General features: G+C 66.5%; 24 protein-coding genes and 2 tRNA genes. 17 read left to right on the forward strand and 9 right to left on the reverse strand.

Annotated elements, in window-relative coordinates:
* Positions 1-39: 39 nt before the first annotated feature.
* From AC3A6I_RS16630 to AC3A6I_RS16640, 3 genes are all read left to right on the forward strand, one after another.
* Entirely contained in the window at positions 40-912 is an 873-nt protein-coding gene (locus AC3A6I_RS16630; RefSeq protein WP_487544878.1) for an aldo/keto reductase, read from the forward strand.
* Between the two features lie 79 nt (positions 913-991).
* Positions 992-1,771 carry an SDR family oxidoreductase gene (locus AC3A6I_RS16635; protein ID WP_487544879.1) on the forward strand — a complete coding sequence of 260 codons (780 nt, stop codon included), beginning with the start codon at positions 992-994 and terminating at the stop codon, positions 1,769-1,771.
* 76 nt (positions 1,772-1,847) lie between these two features.
* Positions 1,848-2,876 (forward strand): PAS domain S-box protein, encoded by a 1,029-nt coding sequence (locus tag AC3A6I_RS16640; RefSeq protein WP_487544880.1) that lies wholly within the window; start codon positions 1,848-1,850, stop codon positions 2,874-2,876.
* A 3-nt stretch (positions 2,877-2,879) separates the two neighbouring features.
* Here the strand turns inward: AC3A6I_RS16640 and AC3A6I_RS16645 are convergent, their stop codons facing one another.
* Positions 2,880-3,137 carry a hypothetical protein gene (locus AC3A6I_RS16645; protein WP_487544881.1) on the reverse strand — a complete coding sequence of 86 codons (258 nt, stop codon included), beginning with the start codon at positions 3,135-3,137 and terminating at the stop codon, positions 2,880-2,882.
* A gap of 116 nt (positions 3,138-3,253) precedes the next feature.
* On the opposite strand from AC3A6I_RS16645, the gene AC3A6I_RS16650 reads away from it, so the two are divergent.
* On the forward strand, positions 3,254-3,622 hold the full coding sequence (locus AC3A6I_RS16650) for a DUF6766 family protein (RefSeq protein WP_487544882.1): 369 nt from the start codon (positions 3,254-3,256) through the stop codon (positions 3,620-3,622).
* 3 nt (positions 3,623-3,625) lie between these two features.
* Here AC3A6I_RS16650 and AC3A6I_RS16655 read toward each other — a convergent pair whose 3' ends face one another.
* Complete coding sequence (locus tag AC3A6I_RS16655) at positions 3,626-3,796, reverse strand: hypothetical protein (protein WP_487544883.1); 171 nt, start codon at positions 3,794-3,796, stop codon at positions 3,626-3,628.
* Between the two features lie 106 nt (positions 3,797-3,902).
* On the reverse strand, positions 3,903-4,433 hold the full coding sequence (locus AC3A6I_RS16660; protein ID WP_487544884.1) for a hypothetical protein: 531 nt from the start codon (positions 4,431-4,433) through the stop codon (positions 3,903-3,905).
* Positions 4,434-4,748: 315 nt separating this feature from the next.
* Between AC3A6I_RS16660 and AC3A6I_RS16665 the strand changes: the two genes are divergently transcribed.
* From AC3A6I_RS16665 to AC3A6I_RS16685, 5 genes are all read left to right on the forward strand, one after another.
* A complete protein-coding gene (locus AC3A6I_RS16665; protein WP_487544885.1) occupies positions 4,749-6,179 on the forward strand; it encodes a basic amino acid/polyamine antiporter in 1,431 nt (476 codons plus the stop codon).
* An 11-nt stretch (positions 6,180-6,190) separates the two neighbouring features.
* Positions 6,191-7,420 carry an arginine deiminase gene (locus AC3A6I_RS16670; RefSeq protein WP_487544886.1) on the forward strand — a complete coding sequence of 410 codons (1,230 nt, stop codon included), beginning with the start codon at positions 6,191-6,193 and terminating at the stop codon, positions 7,418-7,420.
* Between the two features lie 115 nt (positions 7,421-7,535).
* Positions 7,536-7,612, forward strand: a tRNA-Arg gene (locus AC3A6I_RS16675).
* Positions 7,613-7,668: 56 nt separating this feature from the next.
* Entirely contained in the window at positions 7,669-8,145 is a 477-nt protein-coding gene (locus AC3A6I_RS16680; protein WP_487544887.1) for a CAP domain-containing protein, read from the forward strand.
* The gene (locus AC3A6I_RS16685) at positions 8,111-8,365 is read left to right on the forward strand and encodes a sulfurtransferase TusA family protein (protein ID WP_487544888.1); all 255 of its coding nucleotides are present in this window, start codon (positions 8,111-8,113) and stop codon (positions 8,363-8,365) included. Before AC3A6I_RS16680 ends, AC3A6I_RS16685 begins: the two co-directional genes overlap by 35 nt.
* 1 nt (position 8,366) lies before the next feature.
* Here the strand turns inward: AC3A6I_RS16685 and AC3A6I_RS16690 are convergent, their stop codons facing one another.
* Both AC3A6I_RS16690 and AC3A6I_RS16695 read right to left on the reverse strand, forming a co-directional pair.
* Positions 8,367-9,437, reverse strand: a complete 1,071-nt coding sequence (locus tag AC3A6I_RS16690; protein ID WP_487544889.1) for a D-alanyl-D-alanine carboxypeptidase family protein — start codon at positions 9,435-9,437, stop codon at positions 8,367-8,369.
* 110 nt (positions 9,438-9,547) lie between these two features.
* Positions 9,548-10,240 carry a helix-turn-helix transcriptional regulator gene (locus AC3A6I_RS16695; protein WP_487544890.1) on the reverse strand — a complete coding sequence of 231 codons (693 nt, stop codon included), beginning with the start codon at positions 10,238-10,240 and terminating at the stop codon, positions 9,548-9,550.
* A 75-nt stretch (positions 10,241-10,315) separates the two neighbouring features.
* Here AC3A6I_RS16695 and AC3A6I_RS16700 point away from each other — a divergent pair, with 75 nt between their 5' ends.
* From AC3A6I_RS16700 to aac(3), 3 genes are all read left to right on the forward strand, one after another.
* Positions 10,316-10,888 carry a DJ-1/PfpI family protein gene (locus AC3A6I_RS16700; protein WP_487544891.1) on the forward strand — a complete coding sequence of 191 codons (573 nt, stop codon included), beginning with the start codon at positions 10,316-10,318 and terminating at the stop codon, positions 10,886-10,888.
* A gap of 244 nt (positions 10,889-11,132) precedes the next feature.
* The gene (locus AC3A6I_RS16705) at positions 11,133-11,555 is read left to right on the forward strand and encodes a winged helix-turn-helix transcriptional regulator (RefSeq protein WP_487544892.1); all 423 of its coding nucleotides are present in this window, start codon (positions 11,133-11,135) and stop codon (positions 11,553-11,555) included.
* Complete coding sequence (aac(3), locus tag AC3A6I_RS16710; RefSeq protein ID WP_487544893.1) at positions 11,552-12,328, forward strand: aminoglycoside 3-N-acetyltransferase; 777 nt, start codon at positions 11,552-11,554, stop codon at positions 12,326-12,328. The genes AC3A6I_RS16705 and aac(3) overlap by 4 nt, the downstream gene beginning before the upstream one ends.
* 160 nt (positions 12,329-12,488) lie before the next feature.
* Here the strand turns inward: aac(3) and AC3A6I_RS16715 are convergent, their stop codons facing one another.
* Positions 12,489-13,238, reverse strand: coding sequence for an SDR family NAD(P)-dependent oxidoreductase (locus tag AC3A6I_RS16715; protein WP_487544894.1), 750 nt, complete (start codon positions 13,236-13,238; stop codon positions 12,489-12,491).
* A gap of 107 nt (positions 13,239-13,345) precedes the next feature.
* On the opposite strand from AC3A6I_RS16715, the gene AC3A6I_RS16720 reads away from it, so the two are divergent.
* Positions 13,346-13,996, forward strand: a complete 651-nt coding sequence (locus AC3A6I_RS16720; protein WP_487544895.1) for a TetR/AcrR family transcriptional regulator — start codon at positions 13,346-13,348, stop codon at positions 13,994-13,996.
* On the opposite strand, the gene AC3A6I_RS16725 is transcribed toward AC3A6I_RS16720, so the two are convergent.
* Positions 13,932-15,284, reverse strand: a complete 1,353-nt coding sequence (locus AC3A6I_RS16725) for an MATE family efflux transporter (RefSeq protein WP_487544896.1) — start codon at positions 15,282-15,284, stop codon at positions 13,932-13,934. The two genes, AC3A6I_RS16720 and AC3A6I_RS16725, sit on opposite strands and share 65 nt — an antisense overlap.
* Before the next feature lie 279 nt (positions 15,285-15,563).
* Between AC3A6I_RS16725 and AC3A6I_RS16730 the strand changes: the two genes are divergently transcribed.
* The 3 genes from AC3A6I_RS16730 (at position 15,564) to AC3A6I_RS16740 (ending at position 16,713) form a co-directional block, all read left to right on the forward strand.
* Positions 15,564-16,295: an AzlC family ABC transporter permease gene (locus AC3A6I_RS16730; protein WP_487544897.1), complete on the forward strand. Its 732-nt coding sequence runs from the start codon at positions 15,564-15,566 to the stop codon at positions 16,293-16,295.
* Positions 16,285-16,587 carry an AzlD family protein gene (locus tag AC3A6I_RS16735; RefSeq protein ID WP_487544898.1) on the forward strand — a complete coding sequence of 101 codons (303 nt, stop codon included), beginning with the start codon at positions 16,285-16,287 and terminating at the stop codon, positions 16,585-16,587. Before AC3A6I_RS16730 ends, AC3A6I_RS16735 begins: the two co-directional genes overlap by 11 nt.
* Before the next feature lie 41 nt (positions 16,588-16,628).
* Positions 16,629-16,713 (forward strand) — tRNA-Leu (locus tag AC3A6I_RS16740).
* 57 nt (positions 16,714-16,770) lie between these two features.
* Here the strand turns inward: AC3A6I_RS16740 and AC3A6I_RS16745 are convergent.
* Positions 16,771-19,578: an autotransporter family protein gene (locus AC3A6I_RS16745; RefSeq protein WP_487544899.1), complete on the reverse strand. Its 2,808-nt coding sequence runs from the start codon at positions 19,576-19,578 to the stop codon at positions 16,771-16,773.
* A gap of 310 nt (positions 19,579-19,888) precedes the next feature.
* Positions 19,889-20,677 carry a glycosyltransferase family 32 protein gene (locus tag AC3A6I_RS16750; protein WP_487544900.1) on the reverse strand — a complete coding sequence of 263 codons (789 nt, stop codon included), beginning with the start codon at positions 20,675-20,677 and terminating at the stop codon, positions 19,889-19,891.
* An 80-nt stretch (positions 20,678-20,757) separates the two neighbouring features.
* On the opposite strand from AC3A6I_RS16750, the gene AC3A6I_RS16755 reads away from it, so the two are divergent.
* Entirely contained in the window at positions 20,758-21,627 is an 870-nt protein-coding gene (locus AC3A6I_RS16755) for a DUF6625 family protein (protein WP_487544901.1), read from the forward strand.
* Positions 21,628-21,677 lie beyond the last annotated feature (50 nt).

Consider the following 21,677-nt stretch of genomic DNA (forward strand, 5'->3'; position numbering starts at 1 on the left):
CGGCCAAGTTTCAACCTGACCAACCTACAGGAGCCGACGATGATTCATGATCAGGCCCAGGCGGCCACCAACGCGACATCCACTCCCTCCATCCAGCTCGGCGAGCAGCTGGCCATCCCGCAGCTTGGTTTCGGTGTCTGGCAGATCGAGAACGACAAGGTGGTCGACGCCGTTACCCAGGCCTTGTCCGTCGGCTACCGCCTCATCGATACCGCCCAGGGCTACGACAACGAGCCGGGCGTCGGCGAGGCCATCCGCGACTCGGCGGTGCCGCGCTCCGAGATCTTCCTCACCAGCAAGCTGCGCACCAAGGCCCAGGGCACGGATGGTGCGTTGCGCGGCGTGCAGGAATCGCTCGATGCGCTTGGTGTCGACTATCTCGACCTCATGCTCATCCACTGGCCCACCCCGAGACACAACAAATATGTCGAGACCTGGCAGGGCCTGATCCGAGCCCGCGAGGATGGGCTGGTCCGCTCGATCGGCGTGTCCAACTTCACGCAGTCGCAGCTTGAGCGCATCATCGACGAGACCGGCATCGTGCCGGCCGTCGACCAGATCGAGACCCACCCCTATTTCCAGCAGAAGGAGATGCTGCCCTATCTCGCTGGCCGCGGCATCCACCACGAGTCCTATTCGCCGCTCGGCAGCGGTGAAGTGCTCGACGATCCGATCATCGCGGACATCGCCGCTGCGTACGGCAAGTCGCCCGCCCAGATCATCCTGCGCTGGCACCTGCAGCGCGGCTCGATCGTCATTCCCAAATCGGTGCACGCCGATCGCATCGAGGAGAATTTCGATGTCTTCGGCTTCACCTTGGACGATGGTGCCATGGGCCGGATCGCCGGACTCGACAAGGGCGAGGTAGGCAGAACCGGCAGCGATCCGGAAACCTTCAACGACCTCTACTGACCGACCGTAGGTCCATCTCGACAAGCGCCTGAGAATCCCCCTCGATACCGCTCGGAGAGAGCATCGAGGGGGACAATCCATGGATCTGAGCGGCAAGAAGATGGTGGTGACCGGCGCGGGGTCCGGGCTCGGCAAGGCAGCAGCCCTGATGCTCGCGGAACGCGGTGCCGCCGTGGCCCTGGTGAGCCGTCATCGCCACGAACTGGACGACACCGCCGATGCCATCCGCAGCGGCGGCGGCACCGCGCATACCATCGTCACCGATATCTCAAGCGAGGCGGAGGTGCGCGCCGCCTTCGCCACCGCGGAGGCCGAGTTCGGCACGCTGGACGGGGTGTTCGCCAATGCCGGGATCAATGGTACCTGGGCGCCCATCGACGACCTGACCTACGAGGAGTGGAACCAGACCATGGCCATCAACCTCGGTGGCACCTTCCTTACCCTCAAATATGCCGTGCCGCTGATGAAGGAGCGTGGCGGCGGCATCGTCATCACCTCATCGATCAACGGCACGCGCAGCTTCACGCTCGCCGGCGCCAGCGCCTATTCCACCAGCAAGGCGGGCTTGCTCGCGCTCGGGCAGATGACCGCGCTCGAGCTCGCGCGCTACCGCATCCGCGTCAACGTCATCTGCCCGGGCGCCATCACCACCCAGATCGGCGACAGCACCATCAGGCGCAATACCGACCTGGCCCGCGTTCCGGCCGAGTATCCCGAGGGCCGCATTCCCCTCACCGGCGGCAAGCACGGCACAGCCTCCGATGTCGCCAGACTCGTCTGTTTTCTGCTATCGGACGAAGCCAGCCACATCACCGAAACGCCGGTGTGGATCGATGGAGCGCAGTCGCTGCTGATCTAGGCGGCGGGCATCGACATCCGCGGAACCCGGTGCAAACATCGACGTTTGTGTGGCGCCCCAAGGGAGCCCCGCCTACATGCCGCCGACCGATATTGTTGCCAAAGTGGAGCACGGCCCCGACGCGATCGCCTCCGCTCGGCTGGCCGCCATCATCGAATCCTCGTTCGACGCGATCATCGCCAAGGACCTCAACTCTGTCATCACCGACTGGAACCCGGCGGCCGAGCGCATGTTCGGCTACGCTGCCGCCGAAGCGATCGGCCAGTCGATCATCATGCTCATCCCACACCATCTGCGTGAGGAAGAGACCGAGATCATCCGGCGCATCCGGGCCAACGAGCGGATCGAAAGCTATGAAACCGTCCGCCTCCGCAATGACGGTACCCAGATTCAGGTGTCGCTCACCGTCTCGCCGGTGCGCGATGCCACCGGGCGCGTCGTCGGCGCCTCCCAGATCGCGCGCGACATCAGTGCCACAAAGGAGAACGAGCGGCGTATCCGCGTCCTGCTGCGCGAGATCAACCACCGGGTGAAGAACCAGTACGCGGTGATCCTCTCGATCATCCGCGAAACCGGCATCCACTCCGACGGCATTGCCGAGTTCCAGACCAAGATCCGCGAGCGCATCAGCGCCCTGGCGTCCTCGCATGATCTGCTGGTTCGCTCCAACTGGACCGGTTCCACCCTCACCGAAGTCATTCACGAACAGCTCGCTCCATTCGGCCACGAGCATCTGGTCACGGTGTCCGGTCCATTGGTCGCGATCTCGGCCACGGCTGTCCAGAATCTCGGCATGGCCTTCCATGAACTCGGCACCAACTCGGCCAAGTACGGGGTGCTGTCCGGCCGCGGCGGCGCCATCACGATCAGTTGGTCGATCACCCCCGGTCCCGAACCGGAGCTCGAGCTCACCTGGGATGAGCAACACGGCACGCCGCTGGCCGCCATCGACAATCCTCGCCGCGGTTTTGGCCGCGTCGTGCTTGATCGCATCGCCCCGATGAGCCTCGGCGGCCGGGCCCATACCGAGCTGACGCCCTCATCGGTCGTCTGGTCGCTGTCCGCCCCGGCTCCAACGCTGACGGATGCGGCCGCCGAGGGTTGACCCTCAGTCGTCCGTCCGGCGCTTGTGGTGGCCTTGTTCGTCGTTGATGCCACGCTGGATCGAGCGATCTCCACTCGAGATGTCGTAGGCCCCGGCCTGTCGCGGGTGGCGCTTTGCTGCCTCGGCCAGCGTATCACCCGGCATCGGGACATCCGCACCTTTGGTGTTCTCGCGCTTCTCGGCGATTCGCTTCTGTTGCTCGTGGGTGCGTTTGCCCTGGCGTTTTGGCGCCTCGCGGGGCTCGGTATTGGACTGATGCATGGCACGCTCCTCTCTTGGGTATCGAGAGGCAATGTCACCCGACCCGCAACGTTCCCCTCCCGGAACGGAAGCGCTGGACCCGAGTTTGGCTGACAGGCCTCACTAGGGTTACGCACATGGGTATTCTCAAGAAATACGGCTTCGCCTGGGTGACGATCGGCTTCCTGATCGTCAGCCTCGTGGGTCACTGGTTCTTTGGTTGGCTCGCCTTCGTGAACGAGCAGACGGCACTGGGTGCGCCGATCCTGGTCGGCGATTACCTGGTCGAGATGCTGCGCGACACCTTCGAGAACTGGCAGTCCGAGTTCCTGCAGCTGCTCTGGCAGGTGGTCGGCCTGACCCTGCTTCTCTATGTCGGCTCGCCGCAATCGAAGGAAAGCGAGGATCGGTCCGAAGCCAAGCTGGACGCCATCCTTCGCCGCGTCGACCCCGAAGGCGCCGAACGCACCCTGGCCGAGATCAGCCACGAGTATCCCGACAAGTAGGGCTTAGCCCTGCTTCGCCGCCTTGTCGGCGTCCTTGGTGCGATCCACCGTCGCGCGGTCACCGACATTGCGCTCCGGCTTGTTCACGTCGCGCCCCAGATCGTCGATGTTGTCGTCCGCCTGGCCGGTCGGCTTCACCGAAGGCTTGTCGTCCTTGCGCTTGTCCTCGGCCATCTCGTTCTCCCGCTGCCATTGTCACCGGAGAACCAACCCGCGGCCGAACCCCCGGTTCCCCTTGATGGCGGCGAGTGGATCGGCCCACGATCGGCCGGCGGCGAGGCTATCGCCACCGGCTCCTTGCCGGGCAGGTATTCCCTGCCGCACCTGCCCCGGGGTGGTTCGCTAGGTTCGCCGCGCGTTGAAATTCGCCGGCCGCTCGCCCCGCACCGTCGGGAAATAGGTGCAGCTGAGCGACCGCACCGCCGGCAGGTCGGGCACCACCACGCGCTGGTTGCGCCCGAAGATCCAGGCTGCTGGCGCGGCACTCCACCCGCGCGGCGGCCCAGGCCACGCCGCGATTGCAGCTCTGGCGCCGCAGGTTGATGTCGATATTGCGGCCCGAGGTTCGCCACGTCAGCCGGCCATCGCAACGGATGCCGCCGCCGGTGACCTGGTAGGTGCCGTTGCCTCGCAGGCACATGGTGAGCCGATGCGGCCCGTAAAGGTTGCGGTCGGCCCTGAAGCAGCCCGCAACAATGGCGCCTTGCGGTGCATCGGGCACCAGCACGCGCGAAGTATCGTCCTGGGCCATCGCCGGGGCGCTCAACCCCAGGAATGCCACTATGGCCATAACAAAAAGCTTCCGGCTCATCTGGATTTTCCTCTTGATTGTTCGCGCCGGCAAGCTCTGCCCGCGCCTAGCCAAGGTTTCGTATCTCGTGACACTTAAGCTCTTAAATTGACTACGAAGATTCCTCTCGCACCAGTAACTGGTGGGTGCTATGATCATCCTATAAATCGAGCCTGACAAGATGGCGCGCCGTCGGATTGGTGTGCCTGAAGCTGTTATCCCGCAATCGAGGCCGATTGCGGGGGTTAGTGTTTCGCGCGGCACGTTTTGGAAGCATCCGTACTTTTTGTTGCTTCACTGGTTCGTAGCGATTGGCCTTGTTGAGGGGGGGGGACGATGGCTGCGACTGACGGAAAGCTTCCGCTCTTTGCGCTGAGCGGAATGGTGGTCGGCTCGATGGTCGGGGCCGGCATATTCAACCTTCCGGGCCGGTTCGCGACCGCCACCGGCCCCTTCGGCGCCATCATCGCCTGGACCATCGCCGGTTTCGGCATGTACACGCTGGCCCGCGTGTTCCAGGTGCTCGCCGAGAAGCGTCCCGATATCGATTCCGGCGTATTCGCCTATGCCAAGGCCGGCTTCGGCGACTACATGGGCTTCCTCTCCGCCTTCGGCTACTGGCTCGGCAGCGTTCTGGGCAACGTCTTCTACTGGGTGCTGATCGGCGCCACGCTCGGCCGCTTCTTTCCCGATCTGTTCGGGGACGGCTCGAGTCCCATCGCCATCATCGTCTCGCTGGCCAGCATCTGGCTGTTCCACTTCATGATCCTGCGCGGCACCCAGCAGGCGGCGCTCGTCAACGCCGTGGTCACCGTCGCCAAGGTTGTGCCGCTGCTGCTGACGGTCGTGCTGTTCCTGATCGCCTTCAACTGGGACCAGTTCGTCGAGAACTTCTTCGGCGGCATCGGCATGCCGGAAAAGTCGTTGGTCGATCAGGTGCGCGACACCATGCTGATCACCGTCTTCGTCTTCATCGGCATCGAGGGCGCCAGCGTCTACTCGCGCTACGCCCGCACCCGCGCCGATGTCGGCCGCGCCACCATGCTCGGCTTCCTCGCCGTCACCGGCCTGATGGTCGCGATCACCCTGCTGCCCTACGCTACACAGCCGCGGGCCGCTATCGCCGGCGTCACCAACCCCTCGCTCGCCGGCGCGCTGGAATTGGTGGTCGGCCACTGGGGCGCCATCTTCATCTCCATCGCCGTGCTGATCTCGGTGCTCGGCGCCTATCTTGCGTGGTCGCTGATCTGCGCCGAAGTGCTGTTCGCCGCCGCCAAGTCGCAGGACATGCCGAAAATCTTCTCGGCCCAGAACAAGAATGGTGTGCCGGCCAATGCCCTGTGGCTGACCAACATCGTCATCTCGCTCTTCGTCATCTCGACCTACTGGTCCGACGACGCCTTCAACTTCATGCTCGACATGACCAGCGTCACCGCGCTGCTCCCCTATCTGCTGGTCGCCGGCTACGGCGCCCTGCTGGTGCGCACCGGCATGGGCTACGAACAGACGCCGCGCGAGCGTACGCGCGACGGCATTTTTGCCTGGATCGCCATCCTCTACACGCTGTTCATGTTCATTGCCGCCGGGCTGAAATACGTGGTGCTGGTCGCCGTGCTCTTCGCCCCCGGCACCATCCTCTACCTGTGGGCCCGCCGCGAACAGGGTGCCCGCTACTTCACTCCGGTCGAGTTGGGGGTCCTCGCCGTCGTCGTCATCGGCGCGCTGATCGGCATCTACGGCCTCGTCACCGGCACGATCCAACCCTGAGGGAGAGCATCATGGATTTTGGCGTTCACTCGGAAGTCGGCCAGCTGCGCAAGGTCATGGTCTGCGCACCCGGCCGGGCGCACCAGCGCCTCACGCCCTCCAACTGCGACGCGCTGCTGTTCGACGACGTCATGTGGGTCGATGTCGCCAAGCGCGACCATTTCGACTTCATCACCAAGATGCGCGATCGCGGCGTCGACGTGGTCGAGATGCACAACCTGCTCGAAGAGACCGTCGCCATTCCCGAGGCCAAGAAGTGGATCCTCGACAATCAGGTCGTCCCCAATCAGGTCGGCCTCGGCTTCGAGAACGAGGTGCGCTCCTATCTCGATGGCCTTTCGAACCGCGACCTCGCCGAGACGCTGATCGGCGGCCTCTCCACCTTCGAGTTCCCCGATTCCATCGGCGGCGAGACCCTGGCGATGATCCGCGACGCCGCCGGCGTCAACGAATACCTGCTGCCCCCCCTGCCCAACACGCTCTACACCCGCGACACCACCTGCTGGATTTATGGCGGCGTAACGCTCAACCCGCTCTACTGGCCGGCCCGCCACGAGGAGACCATCCTCACCAGCTCGATCTACAAGTTCCACCCCGACTTCGCCGGCAAGGTGAACGTCTGGTGGGGCGACCCCACCAGGGATTGGGGCCTCGCCACCTTCGAAGGCGGCGACATCATGCCGATCGGCAAGCGCAACGTGCTGATCGGCATGAGCGAGCGCACCTCGCGCCAGGCCATCAGCCAGGTCGCGGCGGCGCTGTTCGAGAAGGGCGCTGCCGACCGTGTCATCATCGCCGCCATGCCCAAGCTGCGCGCCGCCATGCATCTCGACACGGTGTTCACCTTCGCCGACCGCGACTGCGTGCTGCTCTATCCCGACATCGTCAACCAGATCGAATGCTTCTCCTATCGCCCCGACGGCAACGGTGGCCTCGAGCTGACGAAGGATGGCGGGCTCGTCGAAACCGTGCAGGGCGCGCTCGGGTTGAAGCAACTGCGCGTCGTCGAAACCGGCGGCAACGACTACACCCGCGAGCGCACCCAGTGGGATTCCGGCGCCAACCTGGTCTGCGTCTCGCCCGGCGTGGTCTTCGCCTATGATCGCAACACCTACGCCAACACCCTGCTGCGCAAGGCCGGCATCGAGGTGATCACCATCTCCGGCTCCGAGCTCGGCCGCGGCCGCGGCGGCGGCCACTGCATGACCTGCCCGATCATCCGCGACGCCGTCGACTACTGAGGCTGGCGCCCTCGCTCGGCTCGTGGACCTGATCATCAAGTGACCGCTGTTGCGGGCCAACGCGCATCACCGCGGGTTCCCCCCGACCCGATGATTTGCTATGTGCCGGGCGAGTGGCCCCGTAGCTCAGCAGGATAGAGCACAGGATTCCTAATCCTGGGGTCGTGGGTTCGAATCCCGCCGGGGTCACCAGAGCATGTGAGGCCACGCCGGCCACAAAGAGCCGGCCATGCAAGGAGTTCTGCGCCATGCCTTCGACGGGAACCCGCCGTTTCGCCCCTCTCGCCGCGGCTGCGCTGCTGTCCGTAACCCTCGCCGCCTGCTCGACGGGCGGCGGCACCGCCCTGTCGCCGGGGCTCACGACCCAGATGAACCAGCCGGGCGCCCAGCTGAACCGCGTCGAGGCGCTGTTCCTGCTCAACGATTTCCGCCGCACCATGGGCGCCGCCGATGTGCGCGGCGACATCCAGCTCGATTCGACCGCGCAGTCGCTCGCCGCCAACTACGCCAAGACCGGCGCGCAGCCCATGCTGCCACCCGGCACGCTGGTGATGCGCCTGAGCGCCGGCTACACCACCTTCGCCGAAGTCTTCTCGGGCTGGCGCGCCGCACCCGCCGATGCCTCGGCGCTGGCCGACCCGATGGCGCGTCGCGCCGGCCTCGGCGTGGCGTACGAGCCCAACTCGGCCAATGGCGTCTACTGGGTGCTCGTGCTTGACGACTGAGCCGGTCCTCGACTGCCGCGGACTCAAGTGCCCGCTACCGGTCCTCAAGATGGAAAAACACCTCGCCGGGCTCGCCCCCGGCGCGGCGCTGGTCGTGCTCGCCACCGACCCGATGGCCAAGATCGACATCCCGCTCTACTGCCGGCAGAACGCCCATGCCTGCGACGCTACCGAGGACGGTGGCGTCCTCCGCTTTTCGATCGTGAAGGCTACGGCCTGACCTACTGCACCGCCGCGACGGCCGCCGGAGCCCAGCTCGGCCGTGGACGCGGCAGCGGCACGTCGTCGACGAGGATGCCGAGGTCAGTGGCCGTGTAGCTCAACCCGCTGATCTTGTCGGTCAGGTAGCTTGGCTGGCCCTTGAGCCCCATCGGATAGGCCGCATTGCGCCCCGCGACATATTCCTTGGCTTCCTTGCCGCAGATCTTGGACCGCATGTTCACCGCCGGCCCGTCCTCGTTGACCAGCTGCGTCACGTTCTTGCCCGTGCTCGACACCGCGCCGGAATAGCCGCGCAGCAACAGCTCCGCCGCCATCTCGTTGCGCTCGCGCGCCGACGAGCCGCCCAGCACCACCGCCAACAGCGAGCGCCCGCCGCGCTCGGCGGTGGCGACGATATTGAGGCCGGAGGCGCAGACATAGCCCGTCTTCATGCCGGTCGTGCCCGGGAAATGCAGCAGCAGGTCGTTGTTGGATTCGAGCTTGGCCTTGCCCAGCTCCACCACCTCGGTGCGGAAGATGTCGTCATATTCGGGGAAGTCGCGCCGGAGGATCAGCGCCAGGATGGCGAGGTCGCGCGCGCTCGTCACCTGCTCCTCCTGGTGCAGCCCGTGCGGGTTGACGTAATGCGTCGCCGTCAGCTGCATGGCCGAAGCCATGGCGTTCATCTCGTCGACAAAGGCCGGCACCGAGCCCGACACCGTCTCGGCGATCGCCACCGCGATATCGTTGGCCGATTTGACCAGGAGGATGTAGAGCGCATCGCGCATCGTGATCTGCGAGCCGACCTTGAGGCCCGACTTGCTCGGTGCCTGGTTCCAGGCGTTCTGCGAGATCTTCACCTTGGTATCGAGCGTCACCGTGCCGGCGCGGATCGCCGCGAAGGCGACATAGGCCGTCATCAGCTTGGTGAGCGAGGCCGGGTGCCAGGACACGCCCGCATCCTCGGCATAGAGCACGTCATAAGTGGTGGCATCGACCAGCAGCATCGGCGTGGCCCAGGCGGGGTTCGCGGCGAAGGCGGCAATGAGCATCAGGCTGGCGGCGAGATGCCGGCGAAGTTTGGCGAACAAGGCGCCTCCAGAAGGCTGTTTCGCGGGGCCGCCCGGGTTCTAGCAACGCCCCTCGCGCCGCTCAACCTTTGCCATGGCCCTGTCAAAGGATTTTGAAGTCCGGCCCCATTCTACGTCAAATCCGGTAAATTTCTGGCACGCGACCAGCGGTGGAACAACGTGCGCCGCGGCTCGGGCAGCGGCGCCTCCAGCACATCCAGCGTCAGGATGTGATCGACGCGAAAACTGCGGAAGTCATTCCTCAGCGTGCACCACGCCGCGAGCGTCTGGTGGCCCTCGAAATAACCGAGCGCGAATGGATAGACCGTGCGCTCGCTCGTCGAGCCGGATTTGTCGCGATAGCCGAGCCAGGCCTGCTTCTCCTCGCGCATCGCCCGCCGCAGCCGGCCAAGCAGGTTGTCCGCGTCGATCGTCCTGGGCGGAATGACGAACAGCCCGATCGACTGCATGTCCTCGCGCATCGGCTTGGGCAGCACCGCCTCGATCTTGGCGCTCGCATCGCGCGCCGTCAGCGCCATCTCGCTGTCCGGCCCGTAGATCAGCCCGCGCAGCCCCAGCACCAGCGCCTCGAGCTCCTCGTCGGTGAACATCAGCGGCGGCAGGAAATGCTCGGCCCGCAGCTGGAAGCCGACGCCCGCCTCCCCGTCGATCGCCGCACCCATCGACTTCAGCGTTTCGATGTCGCGATAGACCGAGCGCAGCGACACGCCCATCTCCTCCGCGAGCACCTGGCCGGACACCGGCCGCCGCCGGCGCCTCAGCGCCTGCAGCAGGTTGAGCAGCCGCTCCGATCGCTTCGCCATTACGCCAACACCCCTGCTGACAAAATCGGGCGTCCCCCGGCGTTAGCTTCTCCCCATCGCACACGGAGAAACGAAATGACGACCATCGTGACCATCCTCACCGAAGGGTTTGCCGACTGGGAGACCGCCCTGCTCAACGCCGTCGCCCACGCCTTCTACAAGGTCGAGACGCGCTTCGCGACTCCCGGCGGCCAGCCCGTCACCTCGTCCGGCGGCATGACCGTCACACCGACGCTGGCGCTCGAGGATATCGACGTCGCCGACTACGACGCCATCATCGTCAGCGGCGGCACCATCTGGCAATCGCCCGACGCGCCCGACCTCGCCCCGCTGCTGAGCGCGGCCAAGGCCGAGGGCAAGCTGGTCGGCCTCATCTGCGACGCCACCGTCGCCGCCGCGAGAACTGGCCTGCTCGACACCATCCGCCACACCTCGAACGGCGCCGGCTATCTCGATTTCACCGGCTACAAGGGCAGCGCCCTCTATCGCGACACCCCCGCCGCCGTCAGCGATAGCGGCATCGTCACCGCCCCCGGCACCTCGCCGGTCGCCTTCATGGCCGCCATCATGGAAGGCCTGGGGCTGAGCGACGACAACCTCGGCTACTATGTCGGCCTCCACGCCGCCCAGTTTGCCAAGGCCGCATGAGCCTCGAGGGCGGCACCTAGACCACGCCGCCCGCCCCACCCACCGGGGTCATCCCCGCGAAAGCGGGGATCTCCGTTTTGCCCACGCACCGAAACAGAGATTCCCGCTTTCGCGGGAATGACTCAATGAGGGGTGCAACACTCAGCGGAAGCCCCCCTCCGCCGCATCCAGTTCAGCCCCCTAGTCACAAACGGTAACCACGCCTATATTGCAGGCAAACACAGTCTTCTCGAAAGCTACTGCCATGCCTCTGGGTAGTCCCGACAAGGTCGAAACCTGCAACGCGATGGGCGACATCCTCAATCGCATCGGCGACAAGTGGAGCGTGATGATCGTCGGTTACCTGAAGCGCAAGACCATGCGCTTCAACGAGCTGCGCCATGCCATCGGTGGCATTTCGCAGCGCATGCTGACCCTCACCCTGCGCAATCTCGAACGTGACGGGCTCGTCACCCGCACCGTCTATCCCGAGATTCCGCCGCGCGTCGAATACGAGCTGACCGAGCTCGGCCGCACCCTCACCGAGCCGCTGAATGCGCTCTGGGACTGGGCCGCCGAGCACCAGCACCAGGTGGTCAGCGCCCGTCACGAATACGATATCCTGCACGGTGAGACGGCACAGCAGCATCCGGCCGAGCGCCGCTACGCCGGAGCCGCCGGCCGTTGAGCCGCCCGACCCGGCTGAGCCTGGGTGAAGACTTCCGCCGCATCGGCCTCACCCAAGGCGATGCGGTGCTGGTCCATGCCGCGCTGCGCAAGGTCGGCCGCATCGTCGGCGGTCCCGACATGATCATCGCGGCGCTGCGCGACGTGCTCGGCCCCACCGGCACCATCCTCGCCTATGCCGACTGGCAGCTCGAGGATGACGACCGCGACGACCCGGCGCTCCGCGATGACATCCCGCCCTTCGACCCGCTGACCTCGCGCGCCAACCGCGACTATGGCGCCTGGGCCGAGCTGCTGCGCACCACGCCCGGCAGCCGGCGCAGCGCCAATCCGGGCGCGTCCTTCGTCGCGCTCGGCAGCCGCGCCGACTGGTTCACCGCCGACCAGGCCATGGATTACGGCTACGGTTCGCAGTCCCCGCTCGGCAAGCTGGTCGAAGCCAAGGGCAAGGTGCTGATGCTCGGCGCCCCGCTCGACACCATGACCCTGCTGCACCACGCCGAGCACATCGCCGACTTCCCCGACAAGCGCGTCATCCGCTACGAGTCCCCCATCCTCGTCGACGGCCGGACCGTCTGGCGCCAGTTCGAGGAATTCGACACCGGCAACCCGCCCGACGGCCTGCCCGACGACTATTTCGCCACCATCGTCGAACAATTCCTCGCCAGCGGCGAAGGCAGGCGCGACACCATCGGCGCCGCGCCCTCCGTCCTCGTCCCCGCCGACCGCATCACCGCCTTCGGCGTCAAATGGATGGAAGAGCGGCTGGGCTAGCGGTCTTCATCCTCCCCCGTTCACGGGGGAGGGGCTTCGAGCCGTGCCGCAGGCAAAATCGCTCCAGTGGAGCGATTTTAGGTGAGAAGGCCTTGAGAGCTATGCTCGAAAGGCCCAGCGAAGCTGGTGGAGGGGGCGACCCCACGCACCAGCCTCTCGCCTAGGCGTTGAACCCGCTATCCACCAAAATCGACGTCCCCGTGATGCTCCGCCCGCCAACCCCGGCGAGATGCACCACCGCTGCCGCGATATCCTCAGCCTCGCCGAACCGCCCGAGCGCATTGTGGGCGAGCTGCCCCGCGGCATACGGCCCATCCGCCGGGTTCATGTCCGTATCGGTCGAGCCCGGATCGACGGTGTTGACCGTGATCCCGAGCGGCCCGAGCTCGCGCGCCAGCGCCCGCGTCATCCCCGACAGTGCCGACTTGCTGGCCACATAGAGGCTCAGCCCCGGCGCCGCGACGCGGGTCGACATGTTGGTGCCGATCGAGATGATCCGCCCACCCGCCTGCATGTGCCGAACCGCCGCCTGCGCCGCAAAGAACGGCGCCCGGCTGTGGATGGCGAACATCCGGTCATAGGCCGCCGGCGTCACCTCGGCGAAGGCCCCGCCATCGCCGATGCCGGCATTGTTGACGAGGATATCGAGCCGTCCGAACGCCGCCGCCGTATCGTCCACCGCGCGCGTCACGTCCGCCACCTCGGCCGAATCGGCCTTGAGCACCAGCGCCCGCCGCCCCTCGGCTACGATCGCCGCCCGCACCGCGTCGGCCCGCTCGCCATTGCGCTCGAAGGTAATGGCGACGTCCGCCCCGGCCTTGGCCAGGGCCAGCGCGATGGCCGCTCCGATGCCGCGGCTGCCACCGGTGACAAGCGCGGCGCGGCCTGAAAGAGCGAGTTGGTCAGTCATGTCGGATCTCCATTTTGTACCGATCATTACACAATTGGCTATGACGGTTGCGATCACCCGTCAACAATTTTATACTGACTGGTACACAATCACGGAGAAACCCGGTTTTGGCAGGCCGCCCGAGAGAGTTCGATCGCGCCGAAGCGCTGGACCGGGCCATGCGGCTGTTCTGGGAGCGCGGCTACGAGGGCACCTCTGTCGGCGATCTCAGCGCGCGGCTGGGCATCGCCAAACCGAGCCTCTACGCCGCCTTCGGCTCCAAGGAAGAGCTGTTCTACGAGGCGCTCGATCTCTACGTGACCGCCTACGGCCCCAAGCCCGGCGACCACGCCACGGCGCGGGAGGAGGTCGAGAGCCTGCTCCGCTCCAACGCCGCCACCTACACCGATCCGAACGTGCCGAGCGGCTGCATGATCGTCCTCGCCGCCGCTGTCGGACCGCCGCAGAATGCCGAGGTCCGCGCCCACGTGGCCGCGCTGCGGCAGGGCTCCACCGACGACATCGCCCGCCGCATCGAACGCGGCATTGCCGATGGCGACGTGCCGGCCGGAGCCGACGCCGCCGCCATGGCCGCCTTCTACACCACGGTGCTGAACGGCCTCGCCCTGCAGGCCCGGGATGGCGCCGACAGCGCCGCCCTCGGTCGCGTCATCGACGGCGCCATGGCCGCCTGGGACGCGATTGCGGCGCCGGCTAGACCAGCGCCACGATCTTCTTCTTCCGCCACCAGCCGAAATAGTAGATCGCCTGGAAGGTGAGCATGGCCGTAAAGCTCAGGCAGTAGCCGATCCACACGCCGTCGAGCCCGTAGATCTGGCTGAGGATCAGCGCCGATGGCACCTCGACCAGGATGATCGCGGCCAGCGACAGCGCCATCGGGATCCACACGTCGCCAGAGGCGCGCATCACCGCCGAGAAGATCGAGCCCCAGCCGAACAGCAGGCAGCTCCACAGCACGATGTGCAGCAGCCGCTCGGCCAGCTCCACCACGCCGGGATCGGTGATGAACAGCGCCACGAGGTGCTGCGAGAACAGATAGGCGATGATCACCAGCGTGCCGGTGAAGATCAGGTTGATCACCGCCGCCGTACGCGTCACGTGCTCCACCTCGTCGAAGCGGCGGGCGCCGATCGCCTGCGCCGCAAAGATCGCCGAGGCGATGCCGATCGACATGGCCGGGAACTGCACATAGCTGAGCACCTGGTTCACCGAGCCGTAAGCCGCCGTGGCGTCGGAACCGAACCGGTTCACGATGCCGATGATGACGATGCCCGACAGCGACGAGACGACCATGGCAACGCCCGCAGGCAGTCCCAGCTTGACCACGAGGCCGAGCAGCTTGATGTCGATCCTGAGGCTCGCGATCAGGTCGGCGTCTGGCGCCATCGGGCTCTTCCTGGCGTTGAGGTAGAAGTAGAGAAACACCAGCACCACGACGAAGCCGGCGATGAACGCCACCGCCGCCGACAGCACGCCGATCTGCGGCAGCCCGAACCAGCCCTGGATCAGCGCCGGCGTCACGACGAGCCCGATGCCGATCGAAAAGATCAGTGTCAGCAGCGGCGTGATCGTATCGCCTACGCCGCGCAGCATCGAGGTGATGAGCAGGAAGATGAAGAAGCCCGGCATGCCGACGAGGATCACCCGGCCATAGGCCGCCGAGTCGGCGAGGATGTTGGCCGGTGCGCCGAGCAGCTGCATCAGGTTGTCGGCGAACAGCGCGCCGATGATCGCGACCACCAGCCCGAGGAAGAAGCCCGCCGTCAGCGTCGTGCCGGTGATCTGCTTGATCTTGAGCAGGTTCTTGGCGCCCCAGGCCTGCCCGATCAGGATCGAGGCGCCCGAGGCCAGCCCGATCACGAACGAGATCAGGAGGATCATGATCGGAAAGAAGGTCGAGACCGCGGCCAGCGCCTCCACCCCGATCATCTGCCCGATATAGATATTGTTGATCGTGCCCGACAGCGACTGCAGGATATTGCTGACCATCAGCGGCACGAGGAAAACGAGGAAGCGCTGCCAGAGCGGCTTGCTCACGTCGATCATAAACGTCACTCCGAAACCCGAACACGATCTGCGTCGGCCCCAAATAGCCGGGCGGGGTCGAAAAATGACGGCGCCGGGCGGGCCACTTCACATCGGGATGCCGATGCAGGCGGGTCGGAGCACGCTGGGGTATGAACGCAGGGCGGTGTGTAGCCTCGCCTGCGCGATTGCGTCAACGTCCCCGCGATCAATACTTACGGCGATGAGCGCGCCTCGCATCACACCGGCGAATGGTCCCGATCACCAGATATCATCGTGACGCCGGCGGGATTCGCTGTAGTGTCCGCGCCCATGCATTCGCCCGCCCCACAAAACGGATCCGCCCAGTTCTGGCTCGGCTTCCGCATGTTCATCCCCGTCGCCATCTCCATCGCCTCCTACGGCGTGGTCTGGGGCGTGCTCGCGGGCCAGGCCGGGCTCAGCCTCGCCGAGGTGGCGCTGATGAGCGGCCTCGTCTTTGCCGGCGCCAGCCAGTTCGTGGCGCTGGAGATGTGGACGCCGGGCAGCCTGCCCATCGTTTCGATCATTATCGCGGTCGGTATCGTCAACCTGCGCGTTATGCTGATGTCCGCGACGCTGCGGCCGCTGGTAACGCACCTGCCCCTGCCCAAAGCCCTCGGCGCCATGTTCTTCGTCTCCGACGAGCAGTGGGCGATGACCATGGCCGAGGTGCGCAAGGGCCGCGGCACCGTCTCCTTCCTCCTCGGCACCGGCGTCCTCAGCTGGCTCAGCTGGATGGCCTCGACCATCCTCGGCCGCGCGCTCGGCGCCTTCATCGACGACCCGACCCGCTACGGGCTCGATTTCGCCTTCACCGCCACTTTCCTCGCGCTGCTGCTCGGCATGTGGCGCGGCCGTGGCGACCTCGTCCCCTGGCTGGTCGGCGGGCTCGTCGCCATCGCCACCGCGCAGCTGGTCGAGGGCAACTGGTACATCATCACCGGCGGCCTTGCCGGCAGCCTCGCCGGCGCCGTGGCCGAGACCATGGGAGGCCGCCGCCATGTCGCTTGAGTCGCTGGTCACCATCCTCGGCATGGCCGCCATCACCTACGCCATCCGCGCCGGCGGCCTGCTGCTCGCCAACCGCCTGCCCGAAACCGGGTTCGTTGCGAGCTGGATGAAGCATGTGCCCGGCGCGGTGCTCGCCTCGCTCGTCGCCCCCGCCATCCTCAAGGGCGGTCCGGCCGAAGCCATCGCCGCCGCCGCGGTGGCGCTGATCTACATCGTCAGCCGCAACCTGTTCGCTGCCATGGCCGGCGGCGTGCTCGCGGTCTATCTCGCGCGCCTTGCCCTCGGCGCCTGAGGGTTGCGCGGCACGGGCCGGAATGCTACGCGCTCGGACGCGCCCCTGTGGTGGAATTGGTAGACGCAGCGGACTCAAAATCCGCCGCCGCGAGGCATGTCGGTTCGAGTCCGACCGGGGGCACCAATCACCTGCGAGATCGCTCAGGAGCCCGCCGGTCACAGCCGACGGGCCCCTCGCACGCTAGAACTTGCCGCTGATTCCGGCCGTCACGCCCAGGCTATAGCTCTCCCCGATAGCATTGAGGCTGGTCCCGAGATTGGCCTCGCCATGCAGCGACAGCGCGTCGCCGGCCCAGTTGACGGAACCGCCGAGCCCCAGGCTGCCCCATAGCGGGTCGGCCTCGTTCACCAGCGTATCGCTGCCGATGCTGGTGGCCACCCCGTCGAGGAATTCGTAGCTGACATTGGCGATGCCGTAGAGATGGGTCCGCCCCGTCTCGCCGGCGGTGTCCTGCCACTCGGCCTCGTAGTCGGCCGATATCCCGAGCCGGCCGAGCAGGCTGTCGCCGCTCTCGAGCGCCACGGTCGAGCCGTACGAATCGAAGGCGTCGAAATCCACCGCCGAATAGGCCAGCTGCGCCTGCGGCGTCACCGACCAGCCGCCGCCGAGCCCGACCTCTTGCCCCGCCTCGAGGCTCAGCGCATAGCCGAAGCCCGCATTGCCCGAGACCAGCGCACCATCGAGCAGGTCGGCGCTGAGATCGCTATCGAACCAGTTCAGCTTGCCCTGCGCATCGAGGTAGAAGCCCGCGCTGCCGTACCAGGTCAGCGTGCCCCCGATGCCGAACGCCCGGCCCTCGATGCTGCCATCGCCATAGGCCGAGCCGATATCGGCCGCGATCGTGCCCACCTGCAGGTTGACCCCGCCGACCACCGTTCCCGCCTCGGACTGGCTGAGCACGCCGTCGAGCCCCGCCTGCAGCCGCCAGGTGGTCACGTCGTAGCTGGCGCCCGTCGACGAGCCCTCGGGATCGAGCGAGGTGTGCGTCGCCTCCATCCGCCCCCAGATGCCGTCGCCCTGCGTGGTCCCATCCGACCACGCGCGGTTGCCGACCCGCTGCTGCAGGCTCTCGCTGGTGTTGAACGCCTGCAGCGCCGCCGCGGCATAGGTTTCGACCACCGGCGCGGCCGGCTGGAAGATCGGCGTGTCATCGTCCGGGTTGAGGATGCTGCGCAGGTACCAGTCGCCATCGGCGTCGGTCAGCGTACCCTGATGCAGGCCGTAGAGATAAGCCCCGCCGATCACTGCCTGCCGGCCGTCGATCTCGACATCGCCGAGCAGCCTGAACGTGCCGCCCGAAGCCCCGCCGACATCGATGATCTTGATGCCTGTGCTGGTCGCTCCGCCGCCACCACCGAAATTGCTGACCGCGACGTCGGTCGTCCCGCTGGTCGCGCCGGTGACGACGAGCAGGTCGGTCGGCGAGCTGTCACCCGCCAGCGCCGTCTGGATCTGCAGCAGCCCGCCATCGCCGGCATAATCGCCCTCGATCGTCAGCGTGCCGATGCCGTTGCTGCCCGGCGCAATGGCGCCGCCTGCGGCAACGCTGGTCGCCCCGACCCGGCCGATGCCGGCCAGCGTGCCGCCAAGCACATCGACAGTGCCGCCCAGTTCGCCATTCACCTCCAGCATGCCGCCCGAGATCGTGGTGAGCCCGATAAAGCCGAGCTGGTCGGCATCGAAGATCGTGCGTCCGGCGAGCTGGTTGATCGCCCCGCCGCCATTGATCGGCACGTCGAAGACATAGCCGGTCCCGGTGTGATTGAAGTTGACTTCGGCGCTGTCGGCAAGCGTCACCGCCGATGCCTCGAGCACGCCGGCCGCGGCCGCCGTCTCGCCCACCGCACCGCCGATATTGAGAACCGCCGCACTATCCACATGCGTGCCGCCCAGCACCAGCGCCGCGGCGCCGTCGGCGATGGAAACCATGCCGTCATCGGCCAGCGTCAGCGTCCCGATCCCGCGCGTGCCGACCGTAAAGGCATCCGTATCGATCCGCGAGCCCGCGCCCGAAACGAGTACGTCGAAGTCCCGGACCGCCGTGCCGGTTGTGGCCGTTGCGACCGTCACCGCGTCAGCCTCGACCACGCCGCCATCGAGCACGGAAAGCGTGCCGCGCTGCAGGTACAGCGTCGTTCCCACGACGAGCCTGGAGCCTTCGCCCGCAACGAGGCCATCGACCGTCGCGCTCTGCACGATGTTGGTGACGCCACCCAGCGTCACCGCACCGGAGGTGCTGAGCAGGCCACCATCGGTGATGTTGATACTTCCCACCGTCCCGCTCGTCTGGTTGATGCTGGTGAAGTAGAGCGCCGAACCGTCGCCCCTCACATTGATGTTCGACACGCCCGACTGCCGAACCGACGAGGTTGTGAGGTTGAGCACGCCGCCCGCCTCGACATTCAGCGTACCTGAGCCCGTCGTGTTGCCGATGTCGAGCGGATCACCGCCTGTACCGGTCACCACCGTTCCTGCCCCGGAAATGGTGAGCGTTCCGACATTGCCGGCGTTTTTGCCGATCGCGATCAGGGGCGTGGAGCCGTTGGTGGTGTTGTGGTGGATGGTGATCTCGCTGCCGCCATTGATCAACGTGGTCCCGCCCAGCACGCCGATATGCGTGACGCCGGTTGCGGTGACGCCGTTGATCACCAGGTTGCCAGTGCCCGACTTGTTGAGCACCGCCTGGTTGAGCACGCCGTTGCCGAGCACATTGCCGGTAATGGTCAGCGACGCGCCAGCATCGACATTGAAGGCGGCGCCGGAGGCGAGGGTCAGCGTGTTCGCGCCGGTCGCGATGGTGATGTTCTTGCTGCCGATCGCCGGCGGCGGGGTGGCAATGGTGAAGCTGCTGGTAAGCGTGATGGTCGAAGCCGCATCGGAGTTCGCCTGCGCCGCCGCGATGGCGCTATCGAGCTGGGTCTGGTTCGCCGCCGTGAAGGTCGCGGCATTGGCTGGGCTCACCAGCGCAGATGCGACCAGTGCCAGCACCGAAACACCCGAAAGGAGCGCTGGCGCTTTCCGAAAAAACCGCGCAGCACGACCTGCGGTGCCCGCGGCACCGCCATTCAAACCGACGCTCGTCATTTTGCCTCTTCGTAGTTGGCGAGTGGCCTCTCGCCGTGGTCCGCCCCATGAGCAGCCCTTCGCCCAGGCAATAATTGCCTAATCCGGACAAAAGCTTACTCGCAATCAGCAGACGCTAGCTCAACTACCCTGCCCTGCAAATGACATCGTTGATCACAATTTGGCCAACTTTCGGCTAAGCTTGCCGACGCGTAAATTCGGGCAACGCGAAAGCTTACCCCGCCAGCCACGACGGCCGCCGCCCCGCGAGCAGCTCCGCCATCGGCGAGCCGGCGGCCGGACCGCCATTGGTCAGCGCCTGCCGGATGTTGAAGCCGTAGAAGTGCACGACGCGCGTGCGCCGGCTCAGCACTTCGTCCAGCGCCAGCCCGGGATCGAGCAGCTTGCCGGCCTGCCGCCAGTGCACCGGATAGAGTACGTCCGACGGCCGGGCCAGATGTCCCAGCCCGAGCGCGTTGACATAATGCGTGATCGCCCAGGGGCCGGCCGTGCCCCAGCGCATGTCCCTCAGCGGCTTGGGCTGCCACAGCCGCTTGCGCAGTTCCCAGCGCTGCTGCCGGGATCGCGGCTCCCATGGCGGGATGAAGCCCTCGCCGATCACCAGCAGCGCGTCCAGCAGCGGCGAGCCCGGCGGTGCCTTCAGCACCGCGCCGTTGATGACGGCGTCGTCCTCGGCGCCGAACACATAGTCGGCGTCCGCGAGCGGTTGCACGCAGAAGCAGTCGGCATCCGACCAGATCCCGGCGCCCGCTGCGAGGATGCGGTAGCGCACCAGGTCGGACAGCAGCGCCAGCGCTCCGTCACGCAGATAGGGCCGCGCCTCGCCCAGCGGAAAGACCTCGGCAGCCGAGGCGATCTCCACCCCGGCCGGCAAGCCGACCACCTTGTCGTAGACGAATACCCGGACCGGGTGGCCCATTCTGATGTACGAGGCGAGGCAGGCGGCGTGGATGGGATCCATCGCGGCGCCGGACCAGAACGAGTTGATGGCGGGCAGGGACAAGTACGGCTCCAAAAAGCAGCGCCGGCGCGCTATATCGGCGCTTCCTCTGGCCATGCGAAACTGAACCGAACCTGAATCCCGTGAAGCCGCTTGTCCTCATCTCCGCCTGGTTCGGCCCGTGGCCGGCCTGGATCGGGCTGCATCTCGAGACCTGCCGGCACAACCCCGGGGTCGACTGGCTGCTCGTCACCGACCAGCCGCCCCCGCCCGACAGCCCACCCAACGTGCGCTTCATCCAGCTGACCCTGCCCGAATTCCTCGCCCGCATCGGACAGGCGATCGGCCTCGCCCTGCCCGATTTCCCGGCCTACAAGCTGTGCGACCTGAAGGGCGCCTACGGCCACGTCTTTGCTGCCGACATTGCCGGCTATCGCAGCTTCGGCTTCAACGACCTCGACGTTTTCTTCGGCGACATCCGGCATTTTTACACCGACGCCCTGCTGGCCCGTTACGACGTGATCTCGACCCACCCGGACCGGGTCAGCGGCCATCTCGCCGTGTTCCGCAACAGCGAGCGCCTGCGCACGGCCTATCGCCGCATCCCCGGCTGGGCCGCGAAGACGCTCGATCCCGCCATCCACGCCCTCGACGAGGGCGCCCTCCGCCGCCAGTTGCGGCGCGAGGACAAGCTGCGCCGCCTGCTCAGCCGTTCACGCCTGCTGTTCGAGGAGCGTTTCAGCACGATCGAGGGTACGCCCTGGCGCGACGGCACCGGCAACTGGCCGCGCGAATGGCGCTGGCGCAACGGGCGGCTGACCAATACCGTCGACGGCGACGGCATGCCCTACCTCTACCTGCATGTGATGGCCTGGCACTCCAACCGCCGGCGCAAGACCGGCACGGCGCCATGGCCCGAGCTGCCGCACGGCCCGGTGCAAGTCTCCTTGCCCCAGGCCCGCGCCGAGGGCTTTGCCATTTCCCCCGCTGGCCTGCTGCCGATCACAGCCTAGCCCAATAGCCCGATGACAGCGAATATCAGCCGCGCTATCCCTGTGGTCCC

This window comes from Devosia sp. Soil_C_22, from assembly GCF_057657195.1.